The following is a 16,463-nucleotide window of genomic DNA, read 5'->3' on the forward strand; positions in this document are numbered from 1 at the left end:
TACTCACTCTTTCATTTTAGGATCAAAGGCATCACGTAAGCCATCAGCTAATAAGTTGAAACCAATCATGATCACCGATAAAGTTGCTGCCGGAATCCATAGTAGGTACGGCAAGTATAAGAATGTTTTATATCCATCACTCAACATCGTTCCCAATGAAGCAGACGGTGGTGTCAAGCCTAAACCGATGAAGCTTAAGAAAGCTTCGAAGAAAATCGCTGATGGGATACTGAACATCATTTGGATGATGATCACACTCGAAATGTTTGGCAAGATATGCTTGAAGGCGATCTTCCATTTGGATTCACCTAATGTCATCCCTGCTAACACATACTCTTGGTCTTTTAATTTCAATGTTTGCGCCCTGACGATCCGAGCCATCGGAATCCAGTTCGTGATCGCCATCGCAGCCACGATCGAGAAGATCCCTGGTTCAAAGACGACTAACATCAAAATCATCACGACTAAGTTAGGAATACCAGATAAGACTTCTAAGAAACGTTGCATCACATTATCCACACGACCACCTAATAAACCAGAGATCAAACCATAGGCAACACCGATCGTTACATCTAGTAACGCAGCGATAAAGGCAATCAGTAGAGAGATACGTGTACCCATGAACAAACGACTTAACACATCACGACCTAAACCATCTGTTCCTAAAAAGTAGTTCACATCTGCTGGAACGTTTGCTTGTGCATATTTATCCACTAACTCCCCAGCCACCATTGCTTTCCCATTCAGTCCGTCGATATTGATACCGGGAATGCGTGGTGGTAAGTTGATGTAATCGACATTTTGAGCGGTTGGATCATGGGGTGAAACGAAAATCGTAATGATCGAGATAAAGATGATCACGATCAGTAATCCCATGGAAATAACTGCCGCTTTGTTTTTCTTCAATCGACGCCAAGAATCCTGGATAAAATTCAGTGAAGGAGCTTCGATTTTTTCACGTTCTTCTTCTGTATTTTTTTGTAACGGTAGAAATTCATCTGCAGGTATTTCTGCAATTGTTTCGTAGCGTTTAGGTATCAGTTCCATCTAGCTTCGACTCCCTTCAGAAACTCGGATTCTCGGATCAACTAGTCCGTAAAGTAGATCTACGACTAAAATAACTAAGATCAACATAAATGAATATAAGATCGTGACAGCCATGATCGTTGGATAGTCATTTGTTGTGATCGACTTAACGAATTGCTCACCGATTCCCGGAATAGCAAAGATATTTTCAACAACTAATGAACCCGTCATCAATGCGACTGCTAATGGTCCTAACAAGGTCATCAACGGGATCAAACTATTGCGTAGACCATGTTTGAAGGCAATTTCCCAACGACTCAAACCTTTTGCTCGGGCCAATTCAACGTAATCACTATGCAAGACTTCGACCATTTCTGTTCGAATAAATCTGGCAGAGTCGGCTAATGGCGACATGGCCAGTGCAATCGTTGGTAAGATCGTATACATGAACCCATCCCATTTTGCGATCGGTAATACGCGGAATTGGATGGCAAAAATGTATTGTAACAATACAGCAAAAACAAAGTTAGGGATAGAACGTCCTAAGATCGCGACTAATGTAGAAGACGTATCGACCCATGTATTTTGTTTCATTGCTGAGATCGTTCCTAGGATCGTTCCAAAGAAAGTTCCAAAAATGATTGCTTGTAGACCAAGCTGTAATGAAGGTCCTACTCGTCCTGCTAATAAGTTAGCAACTGGTTGGTTTTTGAATTGGAAAGAGATACCAAAATCTCCTTGGATCAAATTAGAAAGATAGATCCCATATTGAACGATGACTGGTTTATCTAAACCGACTTGTTTGTTCAACATCTCAATTGTTTCAGGACTCAAACGTTCCTGGTTTGTGTAAGGTGTACCAGGCAATAATTGCATCAAAAAGAATGTGATGGTTGCAATCAACCAAAGTGTGATGACCATAAAGAAGACACGTTTTAATACATATTTTATATAACTATTCACGAATGTTTCCCCCTAGCTTTTGACTTCTGATCAATGTTTCGCTACATTATTTAATGAACCAATGATAAAGGAGCAAAATAATGAAAAAAAAATATCGTCCTTATTTGTTTGCCGGTCTAGTGATCGTCCTCGTGTTACTAAAAAATGCTTTGACTGATCAATTGACCCTTCTTCAATTATCCAATGATTTATTTTTATGTGCGTTGCCGTTTTTGATTATCGGCGGATTTTTATGGGTGTTCTCCTCAGGTTTCTTTGATCATTTTCAACGTTCGATCCATTTAGCACGAACGAGAAACCGTAAGGAAAAACCAGAATTTACTTCCCTATCTTCGGTCAGCTACGGTATGTATACCTTTTGGCTGATCATCGCTGGAATTTTGCTTGTGTTTTCGATTGTCTTTGCGCTCATCTCACTTGTCTAAATGAACGGCCAAAAGAATAACTAGGATCAGAAAATTGAGAGGTCTGGGATTTGTGACACATCCCAGACGCTCTTTTTTCTTTTTAGGACAGATTATTCTTCAATATATGTCCATTTGTAATCCCATGATGCACCAGCAGCATGATGAACGATACCTTTGACTTTTGGATTCACTAAGTGACCTTCAGCTTTTTGATAAACTGGCGCGACACCCATATCTTCAGCGATGATTTTATTCGCTTCTTGTAAGTCAGCCCAACGCGCTTGTTCGTCACCTGCATCTTTAGAAGCAGATGCTTCAACGGCTTTGTCATAGTCTGCATTTGACCATTGACCACGGTTGTAAGAATTGCCTGTTACAAATAAGTCAGTAAAGCTACTTGGGTCAGCATAGTCTGCGCCCCAGCCACCTAATACTGTATCGAAATCACCTGAAGATGAACGGTCCAAACGAACAGAGAATGGTACTGGTGTAGGTTTTACTTTCACACCGTCAAGGTTTTCTTGGATAGAGTTTTGGATATATTCGATCACTTTTTTCGTTGAGTCATCATCTGATGCCATCAATTCAAATTCTAATGAGTCGATCCCTAATTCACTCTTCGCTTTTTCCCAATATTCTTTTGCTTTGTCTTGATCGTATGATACTAATTCGCCGGCTTCTGCTGCGAAATCTTCATTTGTTTCAGGATTCTTAGTCATGTCAGCTGGAATCAAGCCTGTTGAAACAACTGAACCATCACCCATGACTTGTTTCACTAATGCTTCACGGTTGATTGAGTAAGAGATAGCTTTTCTTAAGTTCACATTTTTGAATGGTGAATCATCTTCTCTTTGATTGAACTCGATATAACTTGTACGTGCTTCTTTAACTGACGTATAAGCTGGATCATTGGCATTTTGTTGTGCTAATTCACCTGATAAGATGACATCATCTGCTTGTCCATCTTTGAATAGATTCAATGCAGTAGAAGATTCTTTTACGACACTGACTTTGATTTCTGATAATTTAACTGCATCTTTATCCCAGTACTCTTCGTTTTTCTTGTACGTCCATTCAGTATCAGTACCTGGTCCATCAAAATCAGCTAAAGTAAATGGTCCATTGTATACTGCGTTGTCACTTGATGATGCGTACGCATCTCCATGTTCTTCAACCACTGCTTGACTTTGTGGGAAGAATGAAGGGAAAGCAAGTAAGTATTGGAAGTATGGCGTTTGTTTGGCTAATTTGATTTCCAATTCATAATCGCCAACTGCTTTGATGCCTAATTCTGATTTGTCTTTGTCGCCTGCTGTGATTGCTTCAGCATTTTCAACTGGTGCAAAAAGATACGCATATTCTGATGCCGTTGCTGGATCTACCGTACGTTGCCAACCATAAACATAATCAGCTGCTGTGACAGGTTCACCATTTGACCATTTTGCATCTTCACGCAATTTGACTTTATAAGTCAAACCATCTTCACTAACTTCAGCCAATTCACTCGCACCGGCTGGTTGAGGTTTACTATCTTCATCTAAACGATAGATTCCTTCATACACATTATTTAGTGCAGTAAAACTGATCGTATCTGTTGCAACCGATAAGTCGGCTGACGGCATTTCTTGAGGTACTACTAAGTTGAAGACGCCTCCTCCATCTGCTGATCCACTGCTTGCAGAACCACTACCACTTGTATCTGCACTGCTGCCACCATAACAACCAGCAAGTACAAGCCCACATAAGGCCACAACACCAAAAGTTAAATTCTTTTTCATCTTCCGTACCCCTTTATCGAAATTTTCAGAATAATTAGTATTTTCTGAGTTGTTTATGAGTTTAATGAATAATTATTAAAATTGCAACAGTTTTTTTTGCTTTTTCTAAAAAATAATGACTTTTACATGAACGTTTTATTATTTTTTTCTGAAAAAATGAGATGAATAAAGGATTTTTATCTCACCCACTTTCGAATAAAATAATCATAAAAAAATGATTGTTATAAGAACAGTTATTATGAATGTTCGGTTTTTGCTATAAAAAAGAGCCTCCACAGTATGGGAGGCTCTAATGTTTTATTCGATTTTTTGAGAAATCATTTTTATGCTTCGTTCATTGATCGATTTCCCCGAGACGTTTTGCCAGAATAATATCAGGTTGATTGGTTCCATTTGCATCTGGAAGAACACCTACGATCTGATAACCTAACTTTTCATAAAATGTATAAGGATGCTTGTGGAAAGTTTCGATTGATTTCAGTTTATCCAACGGATGATCAAAAAGATCCGTATGACTAAGACTCGTATCTCCATCTGTATCATCTGTTCCTAAATAAACCATCACACCACCTTTAGAGGCGATTTCTTTTTCTAGGTAGTCAACTAAGCGGCTACCGATATATTTCTTGCGAAAAGAAGTTTCTACTACTAGAGGGTGAATTTCCCAACCAGTCGTTCCATACTGTGGGATCGAACCGATAAAACCAACCAAACGATCTTGTTCAACCGCTGATACCGCGATTCGGTCCGTCGCTAGTAATTGCTCGACTTCTTTCATTGGTTGTTCCCCGTAATCTCTCGGCCAAGTCAATCGCAAAAGGTCAGCAAGCTGATCCTTCAAACCGATATTTTTACGATCAAATTCACTGATGATCATCCTATTCCCCTCCATTCCAATTTCAGCCTATTCTATCAGCCAAACGGGAAAAAGAAAAGGAAAGAAAACTTAACTTTAAGAATATTTATTTTGCTACAGTTTTTTCTTTTTTCATCTGTTTGCTACGCAATTGTCCACAAGCTGCATCGATATCTGTCCCATGCTCTTTGCGAATCACACAATTGATGCCATTCTTTTTCAACACATCATAAAATTTCAATACATCCGCTTTTGGACTTCTTGAATATTGATCATGTTCACTTACTGGGTTGTAAGGGATCAAATTGACATAAGTTAATTTTTTCTTGTCTTTCAACAGATCAGCGAGTTGTTGCGCATGCTCGGGACGATCATTCACTTGATTCAGCATGATGTATTCAAATGTGATCCGACGGTTTGTTTTCTCTAAATACTCATCCACTGCTTCCATCAATTTTTCAATTGGGAAACGGCGATTGATACGCATCATGGATGTGCGCACTTCATTATTTGGTGCATGTAATGAAATCGCTAAGTTGACTTGTAATCCATTTTCAGCGAATTCTTTGATTTTATTTGCCAAACCACTTGTTGACACCGTGATGTGACGAGCGCCGATCGCTAAACCTTTCGCATCATTGATGATATGCAAGAAATCCATCACATTGTCGTAATTATCGAATGGTTCACCGATCCCCATCACTACGACATGAGATACTCGTTCCCCCAGTTGACGTTCATCAAAGTAATGTTGGACCATCATGATCTGTGCCACGATCTCACCGGCTGTTAAGTCGCGATTTTTCGTCAATAAACCGCTGGCACAAAAAGTACAGCCAATATTACAGCCAACTTGTGTAGTTACACACACAGATAAGCCATATTCTTGTCTCATCAAAACCGTTTCGATCATATTTTTATCCGGTAACTCAAACAAGTATTTGACTGTTCCATCACTTGCCTCTTGCACGATCACTTGTTTCAATGGATTGATCTCAAAGTTTTCTGCTAGTTTTTCAATCAAACTTTTTGAAAGATTCGTCATTTCTTCAAAGGTTGTGACACGCTTTTGATAGAGCCATTCCCAAACTTGTGACGCACGAAATTTCTTTTCACCATGTTCTAAAAACCATGCAGTCAATTCTTTATTTGTTAAGCCGTAAATGGATTGTTTTTCCACGATTATTCCCTCTTTTTTTCAAAGTATCGCTACATACTATAACTGATTCCCTTTGTTAATGCAATAGTTCACAAAAGAAACTAAATAATCGTTTAGAAACTCGTACAAAATCTTATTTAGATTATGTGTGAGTTTCCTCCATCTCATCATATTCTTCTGACAACTTTTCTGGATCTAAAATCAACCACTTAATAAAGATTAGACCCAGAATCAGCAATGTTGCTGGAATAATCAAGAAAAAGCTGAATAGAAGCGGGGAACCATAACCGACAGCAGAAATGATCAGCCCGACCATTTTTTTAGAATCTACTGCTTTTGAAAGCAATAAATATAAGGTCAAAGTGAAACCGATCACACAAATCATACTAAGGATCGACCAAAAAATAATTCCAGAAAAATCCCCCCATATCCGTGTCACATAGACAAGCGGAATCAGGCCTGACTGCTCAGCTACTCGGTTAAAGAAACCAAAAAGATAAATCACTGTTTGAACGATATTCAATATAAAAATAGTTTTGATCATTTTTTGATGCATGCTGTTTTCTCCTTTTCTAATAGTAATAACCATCATAGATGTAAGGATCATAGTTATAAGAATCCCGGATAAAAGAATCACGAATATACCATAAGCTAGAAAGTATGAATACGACAAAAGCAAGATATAAGAGGATGATCGCAATTTGAATAATAAACATCGCTATGCCAGCTCGACTCCAAGTTTTTTGGACTTGTTTGAATGTTTCTACATCCGTATAGTTTCCATCTCTCCATGCCCATTCATTTCCTTTAAACCCGCAAATAAACACCCAAACTAGATTGAATAGTGGAATCAAACACAGTAATGGAAGATACGTTTTGTTTCCGATTCCCCAAATGATGTTAAGAGAGAAGGCACCCCAATTCCATTTTTTGATTTCTTCCGGTACTTCCTGATTGACCCTTTGAAACTCAGAATTTGCCAAGCCGACTTGGGGTTCATCAAGCGTTGCTTTTTGTGTTTGGCTCGTTGGTTGTATTGGTTCTTTGATTGGTTCTTTGATCGGTTCTTTGATTGGTTCTTCGATTGGTTCTTTAATCGGTTCTTTAATCGGTTCTTCGACTGGTTCTTCGATTGGTTCTTTAGGTTGTTCGTTGACTGATTTTCCAGTCGCTTCATCCATTGTTTCTGTAAATTGTTCATCCGTCATTTGTTCAGAAGCTTCATTCGTTACTTGATCAATCTTTTTCGTTGTCTCATCGTTCATTCAGTGAATCTCCTTTCATCTAAAAAAACTATTGTGACTTTAAGCTTATCATTTTTTCAGTATGAATAATTTTATAAAAATCGTTTTGTTACTATCTGTTTTTTTCCATAAAAGATATTTTTATGGACTAAACGCAAAATAAAAGCAAAAAATCCATTCGATAAGAAAAGATTTCTTGCTTTCATTTTGTATTTCTTGTTATATTTCTTGATTTTCGGATAATGATTGATCCATTGCCTCTTCCATTTGTTCAATGAAAACTTTTCGAGGCTTACTTCCTTCTGATGGTCCTACGACGCCATGTGCTTCTAGTTCATCGACTAACCGAGCTGCCCGATTGTAGCCGATTCTAAAACGACGCTGCAACAGGGAAATACTAGCGGTTTGCATTTCGATAACTAATGCTTTTGCCTCTTCAAATAGTTCATCTTGGGGTTGTTCAGCTGAACCAGCCGATTCAACTTCATCCGTTGGCATCATTTTTTCTTCGTAATTGGCTTCTTGTTGATCGGTGACGAAGCTGACCACACGTTCCACTTCATGATCTGAAATGAAGGCACCTTGGACACGGATCGGTTTATTCTCACCCATCGGCAAGAAGAGCATATCCCCTCGTCCTAAGAGCTTTTCAGCTCCATTGGAATCAATGATCGTTCGTGAGTCTGTTCCGCTGGAAACAGCAAACGCCATTCGTGAAGGAACATTGGCTTTTATGATCCCTGTGATGACATCCACACTTGGGCGTTGTGTCGCTAAGATCATATGGATACCTGCGGCACGAGCCATTTGTGCTAAACGAATGATCGCATCTTCGACTTCGTTGCTTGCGACCATCATCAGATCCGCCAATTCATCAACAATGACGACGATAAATGGCAAGGTCGGATGTTTTGTCCCATTTTCTAGATTTTTTTGTTGGACAAATTCATTGTATCCGGAGATATTTCGCACACCAGTCGCAGCAAACTTCTCATAACGTTCTTCCATTTCCTGAACGACTTTTTGCAACGCTTGTGCTGCTTTTCTAGGATTGGTCACAACTGGCGTCAACAAATGCGGGATACCATTATACATATTCAACTCAACCATTTTCGGGTCGATCATCATCAGTTTGACTTCATGAGGTTTTGCTCGCATCAAGATACTTGTGATGATCCCGTTGATCGCCACTGACTTCCCGCTACCAGTCGAACCAGCAACGAGCAAGTGAGGCATTTTCGATAGATCAGCCGTTTGGACACGACCTGATACATCTCGTCCTAGAGGTACTTCCAATAGTTTGTCTGGATGATCCGGTTGGGCTTCGATGATCTCTCTAAATGAAACCATACTGATCTTGCTGTTCGGCACTTCGATCCCGATCAATGATTTCCCAGGTATCGGTGCTTCCATACGAACATCTTTTGCGGCTAGAGCTAAGGCAATATCATCAGTCAAACTAACGATTTTACTTACTTTCACTCCAACAGCTGGTTGGATCTCAAACTTCGTCACAGATGGTCCTAAACTCGCTTTGACGACTTTCGCATCGACACCAAAACTTTGGAAAGTTTGTTCTAACACGCCAATATTTTTTTCAATTTTCTTGTACTCATCACTTTGATCCACGGTTTGCGCTGAGTCTAATAAATCGATTGAAGGTAGTTCGTATGCTTGATTTTCTTCTTCTGCTTCGATCTCAAATTCTAATGCAGTGCCATCATCTTCAAATAATTCATCTTCTGGCGAATCTTGTGCTTGGGTCATTTCATCCTGTTTTGGACGTTCCATAACAGGAGGTTGGACATTTCCTTGGAAACTGTCAATCGGTACAAAACTCAATTGTTCAGGTTCACTTTCTTCGTAACTAGGAGAAGTTTCCTTTTGGATTTGATTCTTTTGACGAGTGGCTCGTTTTTGTTCCATTTCCGCAGCTTCAGCTTCGGCTGCTTCTTTCGCAGCAAGGCGTTTTGCTTCCTTCGCTTCTGCTCGTTGTTTTTGCCGTTCTTCTTTCGCGGCTTGTTTGCGTGCCTGTTTTTCTGGGTCGCCTTCTAACAGTTCTTGGAATCTATCTCCCATGATTTGTAAGGCATTCAATAATTGATGCCCCTCAACATTACTGAACAATACTGCTCCGCCAATAACCAATAAAACAGCTACGAAATAACTGCCCGGTTGAGCAATCAAAAAGAATGTCAGATTATAAATAAATGCACCTAACATACCGCCACCGACATTCGTGGTGATTTGACTTTGACGAATATCTGCCGATAGTAGATCCCAAGTGGTACCAATGATATTTGGTTCTCCGCTGTTCAATTTCCCAAAAAGATTGGCATGTAAAAAGAGTAAGATACCTAAATAAAACAGACCGACTCCCAGCCAACGACGACTCTTACCCATCGTGAATTCTCTATTTTTGACCATGATCCAAAATCCTAAAACTGCTAACAATACACATAGGATCTGATACGTATTTCCAGCGACTATGCGAAAACCATTCGCCACTAAAATGCCTAAAAAGCCTAATTTCAAAAAGCCAAAGACAGCAAATAGTATAAAAGCAAAGCCAACACCGATCGCAATCATTTGCTCCTGCTGCTGTTTTTGTTTTTTTGTTTTTCTTTTCTTCTTAGCAGGACGTTTTTTCTTTGCCATGATATATCCCTCTTTTCATCAAGTTCCATTATACAAAAAAAAGCAAGCGAACAAAAGTTTTGTTTGTCCGATTGCTGATTTTCTTTTTATCTGATTTTCTACAGCTTCCATTGCGATACTGAGCAATCCTTTTATCTGCATGATCTTCGACCTCTAATTGAGACTAGAATAGAAATTCTTTTACTCGCAAAATAAGAGCTATGACACAAAAGTACAGGTGCATTTTTACCATATTTTTGTACTTCCCCAAAATAAATAAGAGGAGGCATTCTATTCATTCTTTTCCGTCCATCAAAAAAATTGATTTGTTGCAACAACACACACTATGAACCGGGCATTTTACAGACAGATATACTTTTTGTATAAACAATCAACGTTGAAAGGAGGTTACTACAATCTCGGAAATCACACCACTAATTGTTTTGTCATAACACACGCAATAAACGAAAAAGAGCCTTTGAGTGTAGAATTTCAAAATAAAAGTGAAATAGACTTTAAAATAAATCAATTTAAGAGAATGGAGTAGAAATGAAATTTGAAAAGCGTACTAAAATATTAATAAATAAAATGATCAAAAGCATTACTTTGAGTGCGAGTATCCTAGTAGGTACAATTATGGTTGGCACCACCGCATTTGCAGACATTGATTATTCGTTTGTGGTTACCTCCGATCCTCAATTTCCATGGACAGCAAAAACAGATGATGGTATTTATCAATCAGATAGCGATCTCAGAGCGGAGTCCGCAGCATTAATTTTAAATCAGTATGATAGTATCAATGATTATTCAACAAGTATCGGCAATAAAGTAATACATACCTATGTCAATGGGGATGTCACCGCCTACGGTCAGGGCTCTCAGTGGAGTCGCATGGATCAATTATTTAGTAGGTTAAAGATGCCTTATTCTTATGGCCTAGGAAACCATGATATTGAAAATAATTTCGAGGATACTTTCCTCATCCAAGCTTGGCGGATAACCTTTAGCAGGATGCATACCTATAGACCTCATAATTGGATTTCAAAAGATACTTGGAAAGAAGATTACTTTTTCGAATATAAGCATGTTGGTAGCCTAAACTATTCACAAAAAATCGGGGATTTTAGAATGATCACAGCCAACAATTATCCCACGATGCATCTTTCTTGCTCTGGAGGGACTGGTCCTACTTATTGGTTAACACCTGGAATGGACTATATTGAGAGACAGTTAGAAGAAGCAAGAAGTGCAAACCAACCGGCTATTCTTTATATGCATAAACCAAATGATTGGAAATTGGGAAGTGATCCGCAAGGAAGATTTAAGGCAATGGTAGAAAAATATTATGATAATGGAACGTTGCGAGCTGTTTTTACAGGACATTATCACAAAACAATCGGTAAGGTTTCTTACCCGCAGTATTTTGGAAAAGTTCCCGTTTATTCTTCTGGCAGTGCTTCTCAAAAAACTTACTTAACTGCAGAAGTCGATCATTCAAAAAATGAAATGAAAATCTATCGAGTGATTGGGAATGTTTGGGAAAGAAAACAACTTATTGATACAATTGCCATAAATTCGAGAGGACTCACTGCTGTGAATGATGACAGGGATTACCAAGAGCAAAAGGAATTGGCTAATAAGTTAGGTAATTCTTATCACATTATTAATTCTCTTAACAATAGTAGAGCGCTAGATGATTCAGCAAGTAGTGATGATGTCATCTATTTTAATGAACACAGGGATACGAACCAACAATGGAGATTTGTATTCTATGAGGCTAACAATTCCTTTGTCATCCATAATCGAGCGAATAACTTTTCAATGTATGAATCAGATAGTACATGGGATGGCTTCTCTATTGTACGTACTGGAGTTCTAAATGCTTCAGATAAACGGGCACAATGGCGAGTAGTAAGCGCAGGACATGCGTATGGAACCATTCCATTGTACAAGTTCAGAAACGTTCGTAGTGGGAAACTACTGACACTAAATTCGTATAGTGGGAAATTGTCGGATGCCGCAATCGGTGCAACATTATTGACTGCCCCAGATTTTGGTGTAACTGCGCTTCAACAATTTATGTTAGACTAATTATCAACAGACATTCTAAGCTACGTAAAAACTGACGAGATAAGTAAAAATGGAACAAAAAGATGAGTATAACCTCTTCTTTTGTTCCATTTTTTTTAATCTATCACGCCTATTTCAGAACTTACTCTTAGTCAAGCATCTATTCTATTCACCGATATTTGCGCCATTTTCACGAATCACTTGTTGGTACCAGTAATAGCTATCTTTTTTGTAGCGATCAAGTGACCCTTCTTGTGTTTCATCTTGATCTACATAAACAAAACCATAACGTTTTTGGTAACCATTCAACCAACTCAGTAGATCTGTGTACGACCATGTGCAATAGCCCAAGACTTCCGCACCATCTGAAATAGCTTCTTTGATGGCTTTGACATGGCTTTCCAAATAGTTGATACGGTAGTCATCATGGATTTTTTTATCTTCTGTCAATTTGTCATATTCGCCTAAACCGTTTTCTGTGATCAAAACAGGGATACGGTAGCGACTTGTGATTCGTCGCAAAGCAATACGTAAACCTTCTGGATCGATTTCCCAATCCCAATTTGTACGTTCGACAAATGGATTTTCGACTTTTTTGTACATACCAGGCACGCCTGTTTCTTCTGATGAACCTTTTTTACCTGTAGTGTTCATTTTACCAGCGCCGACGCCATCTAATGGATTAAAAGCGTTCGTTGCTGTTTGGTAGTAATTGATGCCTAAAAAGTCAGGTTTTGCAGATGCTAATAGCTCCTCATCACCTTCTTCGATCGTTGGCGCCCACCCTTGTTCTTCCAAGAATTTCATCGCAGCAATTGGATATTTGCCCCACATATAAACATCCATCCAATAATGTGCCATCAAATCTTCCGCATTTTCAGCAGCCAAAATGTTCTTTGGATCACTGTCGATCGGATAGTTTGGCGTATACGCAAAACTTGGTCCGATTTTCCCAGGCATATCCATTTCATGGAACGCATTGATCACTGCTGCATTGGCTAAGTTCGCAATATGGTTTACTTGATACATCCGTTTTGGATCAGTTACACCAGGAGGATGTACCGCTAATAAATAACCAAGTGAAGTAAAAATATTTTGTTCGTTCAAACTCACCCAATAGTGGACTTTGCCACGAAATGCTTCGAATAATGTTTTTGCATAGTTGGTAAAATCTTCAATGATCTGACGAGATTCCCACCCTTGGTATTCATCTTGTAACGCTTGGGGTAGATCCCAATGATACAACGTCAACATTGGTTCAATGTCGTGTTTGATCAACTCATCGATCAAATCCATATAGAAAGCTAAGCCTTCTTGATTGATCTCCCCGCGACCATTTGGAAAAATACGCGTCCAAGCCACAGAGAAACGATACGTTTTCAAGCCTTGTTCTTTCATCAAGGCAATGTCTTCTTTATAACGATGGTAGTGATCTACTGCTAGGTCACCATTTGTTCCTTTAAATGTCTTACCTGGAATACGAACAAAGCGATCCCAAACAGACTCACCTTTTCCGCCTTCTTGCCATGCGCCTTCTACTTGATAGGCAGCTGAAGCAGATCCCCAAAGAAAATCATCAGGAAATGCCGTTAATTTTTGGTGTTCCATGAACATCTTCCTTTCCTAGTTCAATCTTTACCTCTTTAGAATAACACGAAACCCTTTTCATTACCAAGTAGATTTTTGACATTTCCAAATAAAAGTCTAGTCATTTAAAAAATAAGTCCAGAGCAAAACAAAAAAGTGGGACAGCATCAGCTGCTCCCACTTTTTTTCGAACTCCACTTGGTCTAACGCTTCCCGTCATCCTGTCACCTATTCTGGTGTAACATCTTCGCCAAACCATTTCTCTGAGATTTTTTTAAACTCGCCATTTTCAACCAATTCGGCTATGCCATCATTGACTTTTTTCACAAGTATCTCGTCATTTTTTCGTGCACCAACAGCAAAATCTTCTCCATCAAAATCCCCTTTGATCACGTTGAAATTATCCAATTCATTTCGTACGGTCAAAAAATATTCGGAGTAGACTTTATCGATCAACACACCATCTGTACGGCCACTTTTCAAATCGATCAATGCTTCATTGAAACTTGCATACAAGACTGCATCTTGGTTTTTCACATAGTCTTTTAGTATTTCTGGATGTCTGACAAACATATCATAGCCAGAAGAACCGTTTTGTGCCCCTAAGATCTTGTCTTGCATTTGTTCAAAGCTTGTAATGCCAGAAGCTTTTGGCGTGACCAACACTTGGTCGTTTTCCATATACGGTTTTGTAAACAAGACCTTTTCTTCACGTTCCGGCGTTTTTGAATACCCGTTCCAGATCAAATCGATCGTTCCATTGTTCAACTCAAATTCTTTCATCGACCAATCGATCGGTTGGAACTCAACGGTGATGCCATATTCATCAAAGACAGCTTTTGCCAATTCAATATCAAATCCTGTCAGTTTGCCATCTTTGTCACGAAAACCCATTGGTACAAAGCTGTCGTCTAGTCCTACGATAATCTTTTTTTCTTCATTGATTCTTGACCAGCTTTCTGTCGCTGTCCGCTCATTCGTGCAGCCAGTTAAAAAGAAAAAACCAATCAAAGATATAATCAAAAAGCTGAATTTTTTCATTTTCTCCCCACCGCTTTCCTACTTACTTGGTACAACTTTGATCAATTGATCCCCGACGTTTTCAGCAAAGACTAAATCATGGGTCACGATGATTTGTGTCACGCCTTCTTCTTTTAATGAAAGAATCAACTTCTCTACTTGTTGGCGCAACTCTGGATCTAATGCACTCGTCGGTTCATCATACGCTAATACTCGCGGGTTCATCGCTAAGGCACGAGCAATTGCCACACGTTGTTTTTGTCCTCCAGATAATTGATAAGGATAATTTCCTAATAAATCACGAATCCCTAATGAGTCCGCTAATTCCTCCGCCTTTTTCGTGTATTCTTCTTTACTTTGTTTCAACACCATTTTAGGTGCCAAAGTAATATTGTCAAAAATACTCAAGTGTGGGAAAAGCTGGAAATCTTGAAACACGACGCCTACCACTTGTTCTTCTGTTTTCAATTCAAATGGGTCAAATTTCGTACCATCCAGGTAAAACTCACCACTGTCGGCTTTTTCTAAACCGGCTAAAATCCGTAACATCGTTGTTTTACCGCCTCCTGACGGTCCACCGATCGCTAATGTCTGCCCTTCTGGGATTACTAAGTCAAAATCTTTGATCACTTGTTTGTCACCAAATGATTTACTAATCTTTTTTAATTCAATCATCGCTGTTCCCTCCTCGTTTCTTAGCGGTAATAATTTAATTTTTCTTCAATTTGCTTCAACACGATCGTCAACACTCCTGTTAGCGCGAGATAGATCAACGCCACGCCAAGCAACGGAAGTAAACTTGCATCTCTCTCCATCGCGATCTTACCAGCTCGCATCACATCACCTAAACCTAAGATGTAGATCAACGAAGAATCTTTCACTAGATTGATGACTTCATTGCCGACAGAAGGTAACACGATTTTGGTTACTTGCGGAATAATGATTCTTGTCACTGTTTGGAAAGGACTCAACTGTAAGACTTGTGCCGCTTCATATTGCCCTTTAGGGATCGACTGGATACCACCTCGGAAAATCTCGGCAAAGTAAGCAGCATAATTTAAAATGAATGCGATCAAAGCAGCTTCAAAGCGATCAAACACGATCCCGATCGTTGGCAAGCCGTAAAACACGAAGATCAATTGTAATAATAGCGGTGTTCCTCGCATGATCCAGACATACGTTTGTAGGAAATAACGGATCGGTTTAAAATGTAACGACAACCCTAAGGCTAAAATAATTCCTAATGGCAAAGAACCAATCAAGGTAAAGGCAAATAATTTCAAGGTTGTCAGCGCCCCTACTAACAACTGTGGCATCACTTCTAATAAATCATTCATTTTCTTTTCCTCCTCTTTTCTTTAAAGGGGTACATTGTTAGCTGTCCCTTCCAACCACATGAAAAACAAAAAAAGTCCTTTGATCCGAAGACCAAAGGACGCAAAATACGTGGTTCCACCTTTTTTTATTAGTTTCTCGCAAAACTAACCTTATCTGGTCGTCTAACAACGACCGCAGCTATAACGGGCTTCCCGGATTTTCTTACTGGCTGTTCAGAAAATCGACTCCAAGATGTGTTTCACAATCAGTTATTGCCTCTTCTCACCAACCAGAGACTCTCTTCAAACACTTAATTGCTACTCTTCTTTTCGATGTCTTTTATTTAACTTAATGAGTAATTTACCTGATTCATTTTTATTTGTCAATCTTTTTTGTGCT

General features: G+C 39.1%; 13 protein-coding genes, 2 pseudogenes and 1 other annotated feature. Of the genes and pseudogenes, 2 read left to right on the plus strand and 13 right to left on the minus strand.

All coding sequences use genetic code 11. The features are described 5' to 3' along the window. Nucleotides 1–3 precede the first annotated feature (3 nt). Both CUS89_RS00255 and opp3b read right to left on the minus strand, forming a co-directional pair. Nucleotides 4–1,047, minus strand: a complete 1,044-nt coding sequence (locus CUS89_RS00255; RefSeq protein ID WP_104870577.1) for an ABC transporter permease — start codon at nucleotides 1,045–1,047, stop codon at nucleotides 4–6. After that, on the minus strand, nucleotides 1,048–1,989 hold the full coding sequence (opp3b, locus tag CUS89_RS00260) for an oligopeptide ABC transporter permease (RefSeq protein ID WP_019722500.1): 942 nt from the start codon (nucleotides 1,987–1,989) through the stop codon (nucleotides 1,048–1,050). An 80-nt stretch (nucleotides 1,990–2,069) separates the two neighbouring features. Between opp3b and CUS89_RS00265 the strand changes: the two genes are divergently transcribed. Continuing rightward, nucleotides 2,070–2,414 (plus strand): DUF3899 domain-containing protein, encoded by a 345-nt coding sequence (locus CUS89_RS00265; RefSeq protein WP_104870578.1) that lies wholly within the window; start codon nucleotides 2,070–2,072, stop codon nucleotides 2,412–2,414. Nucleotides 2,415–2,506: 92 nt separating this feature from the next. On the opposite strand, the gene CUS89_RS00270 is transcribed toward CUS89_RS00265, so the two are convergent. The 7 genes and pseudogenes from CUS89_RS00270 to CUS89_RS16560 form a co-directional block, all read right to left on the minus strand. Continuing rightward, nucleotides 2,507–4,174 (minus strand): peptide ABC transporter substrate-binding protein, encoded by a 1,668-nt coding sequence (locus CUS89_RS00270; RefSeq protein WP_104870579.1) that lies wholly within the window; start codon nucleotides 4,172–4,174, stop codon nucleotides 2,507–2,509. Between the two features lie 334 nt (nucleotides 4,175–4,508). Then, nucleotides 4,509–5,051, minus strand: a complete 543-nt coding sequence (gene aac(6') / locus CUS89_RS00275) for an aminoglycoside N-acetyltransferase AAC(6')-Ii (RefSeq protein WP_104870580.1) — start codon at nucleotides 5,049–5,051, stop codon at nucleotides 4,509–4,511. 85 nt (nucleotides 5,052–5,136) lie between these two features. Continuing rightward, nucleotides 5,137–6,210, minus strand: a complete 1,074-nt coding sequence (gene rlmN / locus CUS89_RS00280) for a 23S rRNA (adenine(2503)-C(2))-methyltransferase RlmN (RefSeq protein ID WP_019722503.1) — start codon at nucleotides 6,208–6,210, stop codon at nucleotides 5,137–5,139. Between the two features lie 121 nt (nucleotides 6,211–6,331). After that, entirely contained in the window at nucleotides 6,332–6,745 is a 414-nt protein-coding gene (locus CUS89_RS00285; RefSeq protein WP_104870581.1) for a hypothetical protein, read from the minus strand. Between the two features lie 16 nt (nucleotides 6,746–6,761). Then, a complete protein-coding gene (locus CUS89_RS00290) occupies nucleotides 6,762–7,172 on the minus strand; it encodes a ribonuclease G (protein ID WP_104870696.1) in 411 nt (136 codons plus the stop codon). A gap of 480 nt (nucleotides 7,173–7,652) precedes the next feature. Further along, nucleotides 7,653–9,170: pseudogene (locus CUS89_RS16555) on the minus strand (DNA translocase FtsK); the annotation flags it as partial. A 65-nt stretch (nucleotides 9,171–9,235) separates the two neighbouring features. After that, nucleotides 9,236–10,091 (minus strand): annotated as a pseudogene (locus tag CUS89_RS16560) (cell division protein FtsK); the annotation flags it as partial. A 528-nt stretch (nucleotides 10,092–10,619) separates the two neighbouring features. Here CUS89_RS16560 and CUS89_RS00300 point away from each other — a divergent pair. Beyond that, complete coding sequence (locus CUS89_RS00300) at nucleotides 10,620–12,161, plus strand: metallophosphoesterase (protein WP_104870583.1); 1,542 nt, start codon at nucleotides 10,620–10,622, stop codon at nucleotides 12,159–12,161. Nucleotides 12,162–12,305: 144 nt separating this feature from the next. Here the strand turns inward: CUS89_RS00300 and CUS89_RS00305 are convergent, their stop codons facing one another. From CUS89_RS00305 to CUS89_RS00320, 4 genes are all read right to left on the minus strand, one after another. Beyond that, entirely contained in the window at nucleotides 12,306–13,748 is a 1,443-nt protein-coding gene (locus CUS89_RS00305; RefSeq protein WP_065096128.1) for a glycoside hydrolase family 1 protein, read from the minus strand. 207 nt (nucleotides 13,749–13,955) lie between these two features. Next, entirely contained in the window at nucleotides 13,956–14,768 is an 813-nt protein-coding gene (locus CUS89_RS00310; RefSeq protein ID WP_104870584.1) for an amino acid ABC transporter substrate-binding protein, read from the minus strand. A gap of 18 nt (nucleotides 14,769–14,786) precedes the next feature. Then, nucleotides 14,787–15,422: an amino acid ABC transporter ATP-binding protein gene (locus CUS89_RS00315; protein WP_104870585.1), complete on the minus strand. Its 636-nt coding sequence runs from the start codon at nucleotides 15,420–15,422 to the stop codon at nucleotides 14,787–14,789. Nucleotides 15,423–15,442: 20 nt separating this feature from the next. After that, nucleotides 15,443–16,084 carry an amino acid ABC transporter permease gene (locus tag CUS89_RS00320; RefSeq protein WP_071866648.1) on the minus strand — a complete coding sequence of 214 codons (642 nt, stop codon included), beginning with the start codon at nucleotides 16,082–16,084 and terminating at the stop codon, nucleotides 15,443–15,445. 91 nt (nucleotides 16,085–16,175) lie between these two features. Then, nucleotides 16,176–16,406, minus strand: a binding site (T-box leader). Nucleotides 16,407–16,463: the final 57 nt, after the last annotated feature.

This window comes from Enterococcus mundtii (assembly GCF_002947535.1).
GTDB classification, from domain to species: domain Bacteria; phylum Bacillota; class Bacilli; order Lactobacillales; family Enterococcaceae; genus Enterococcus_B; species Enterococcus_B mundtii_B.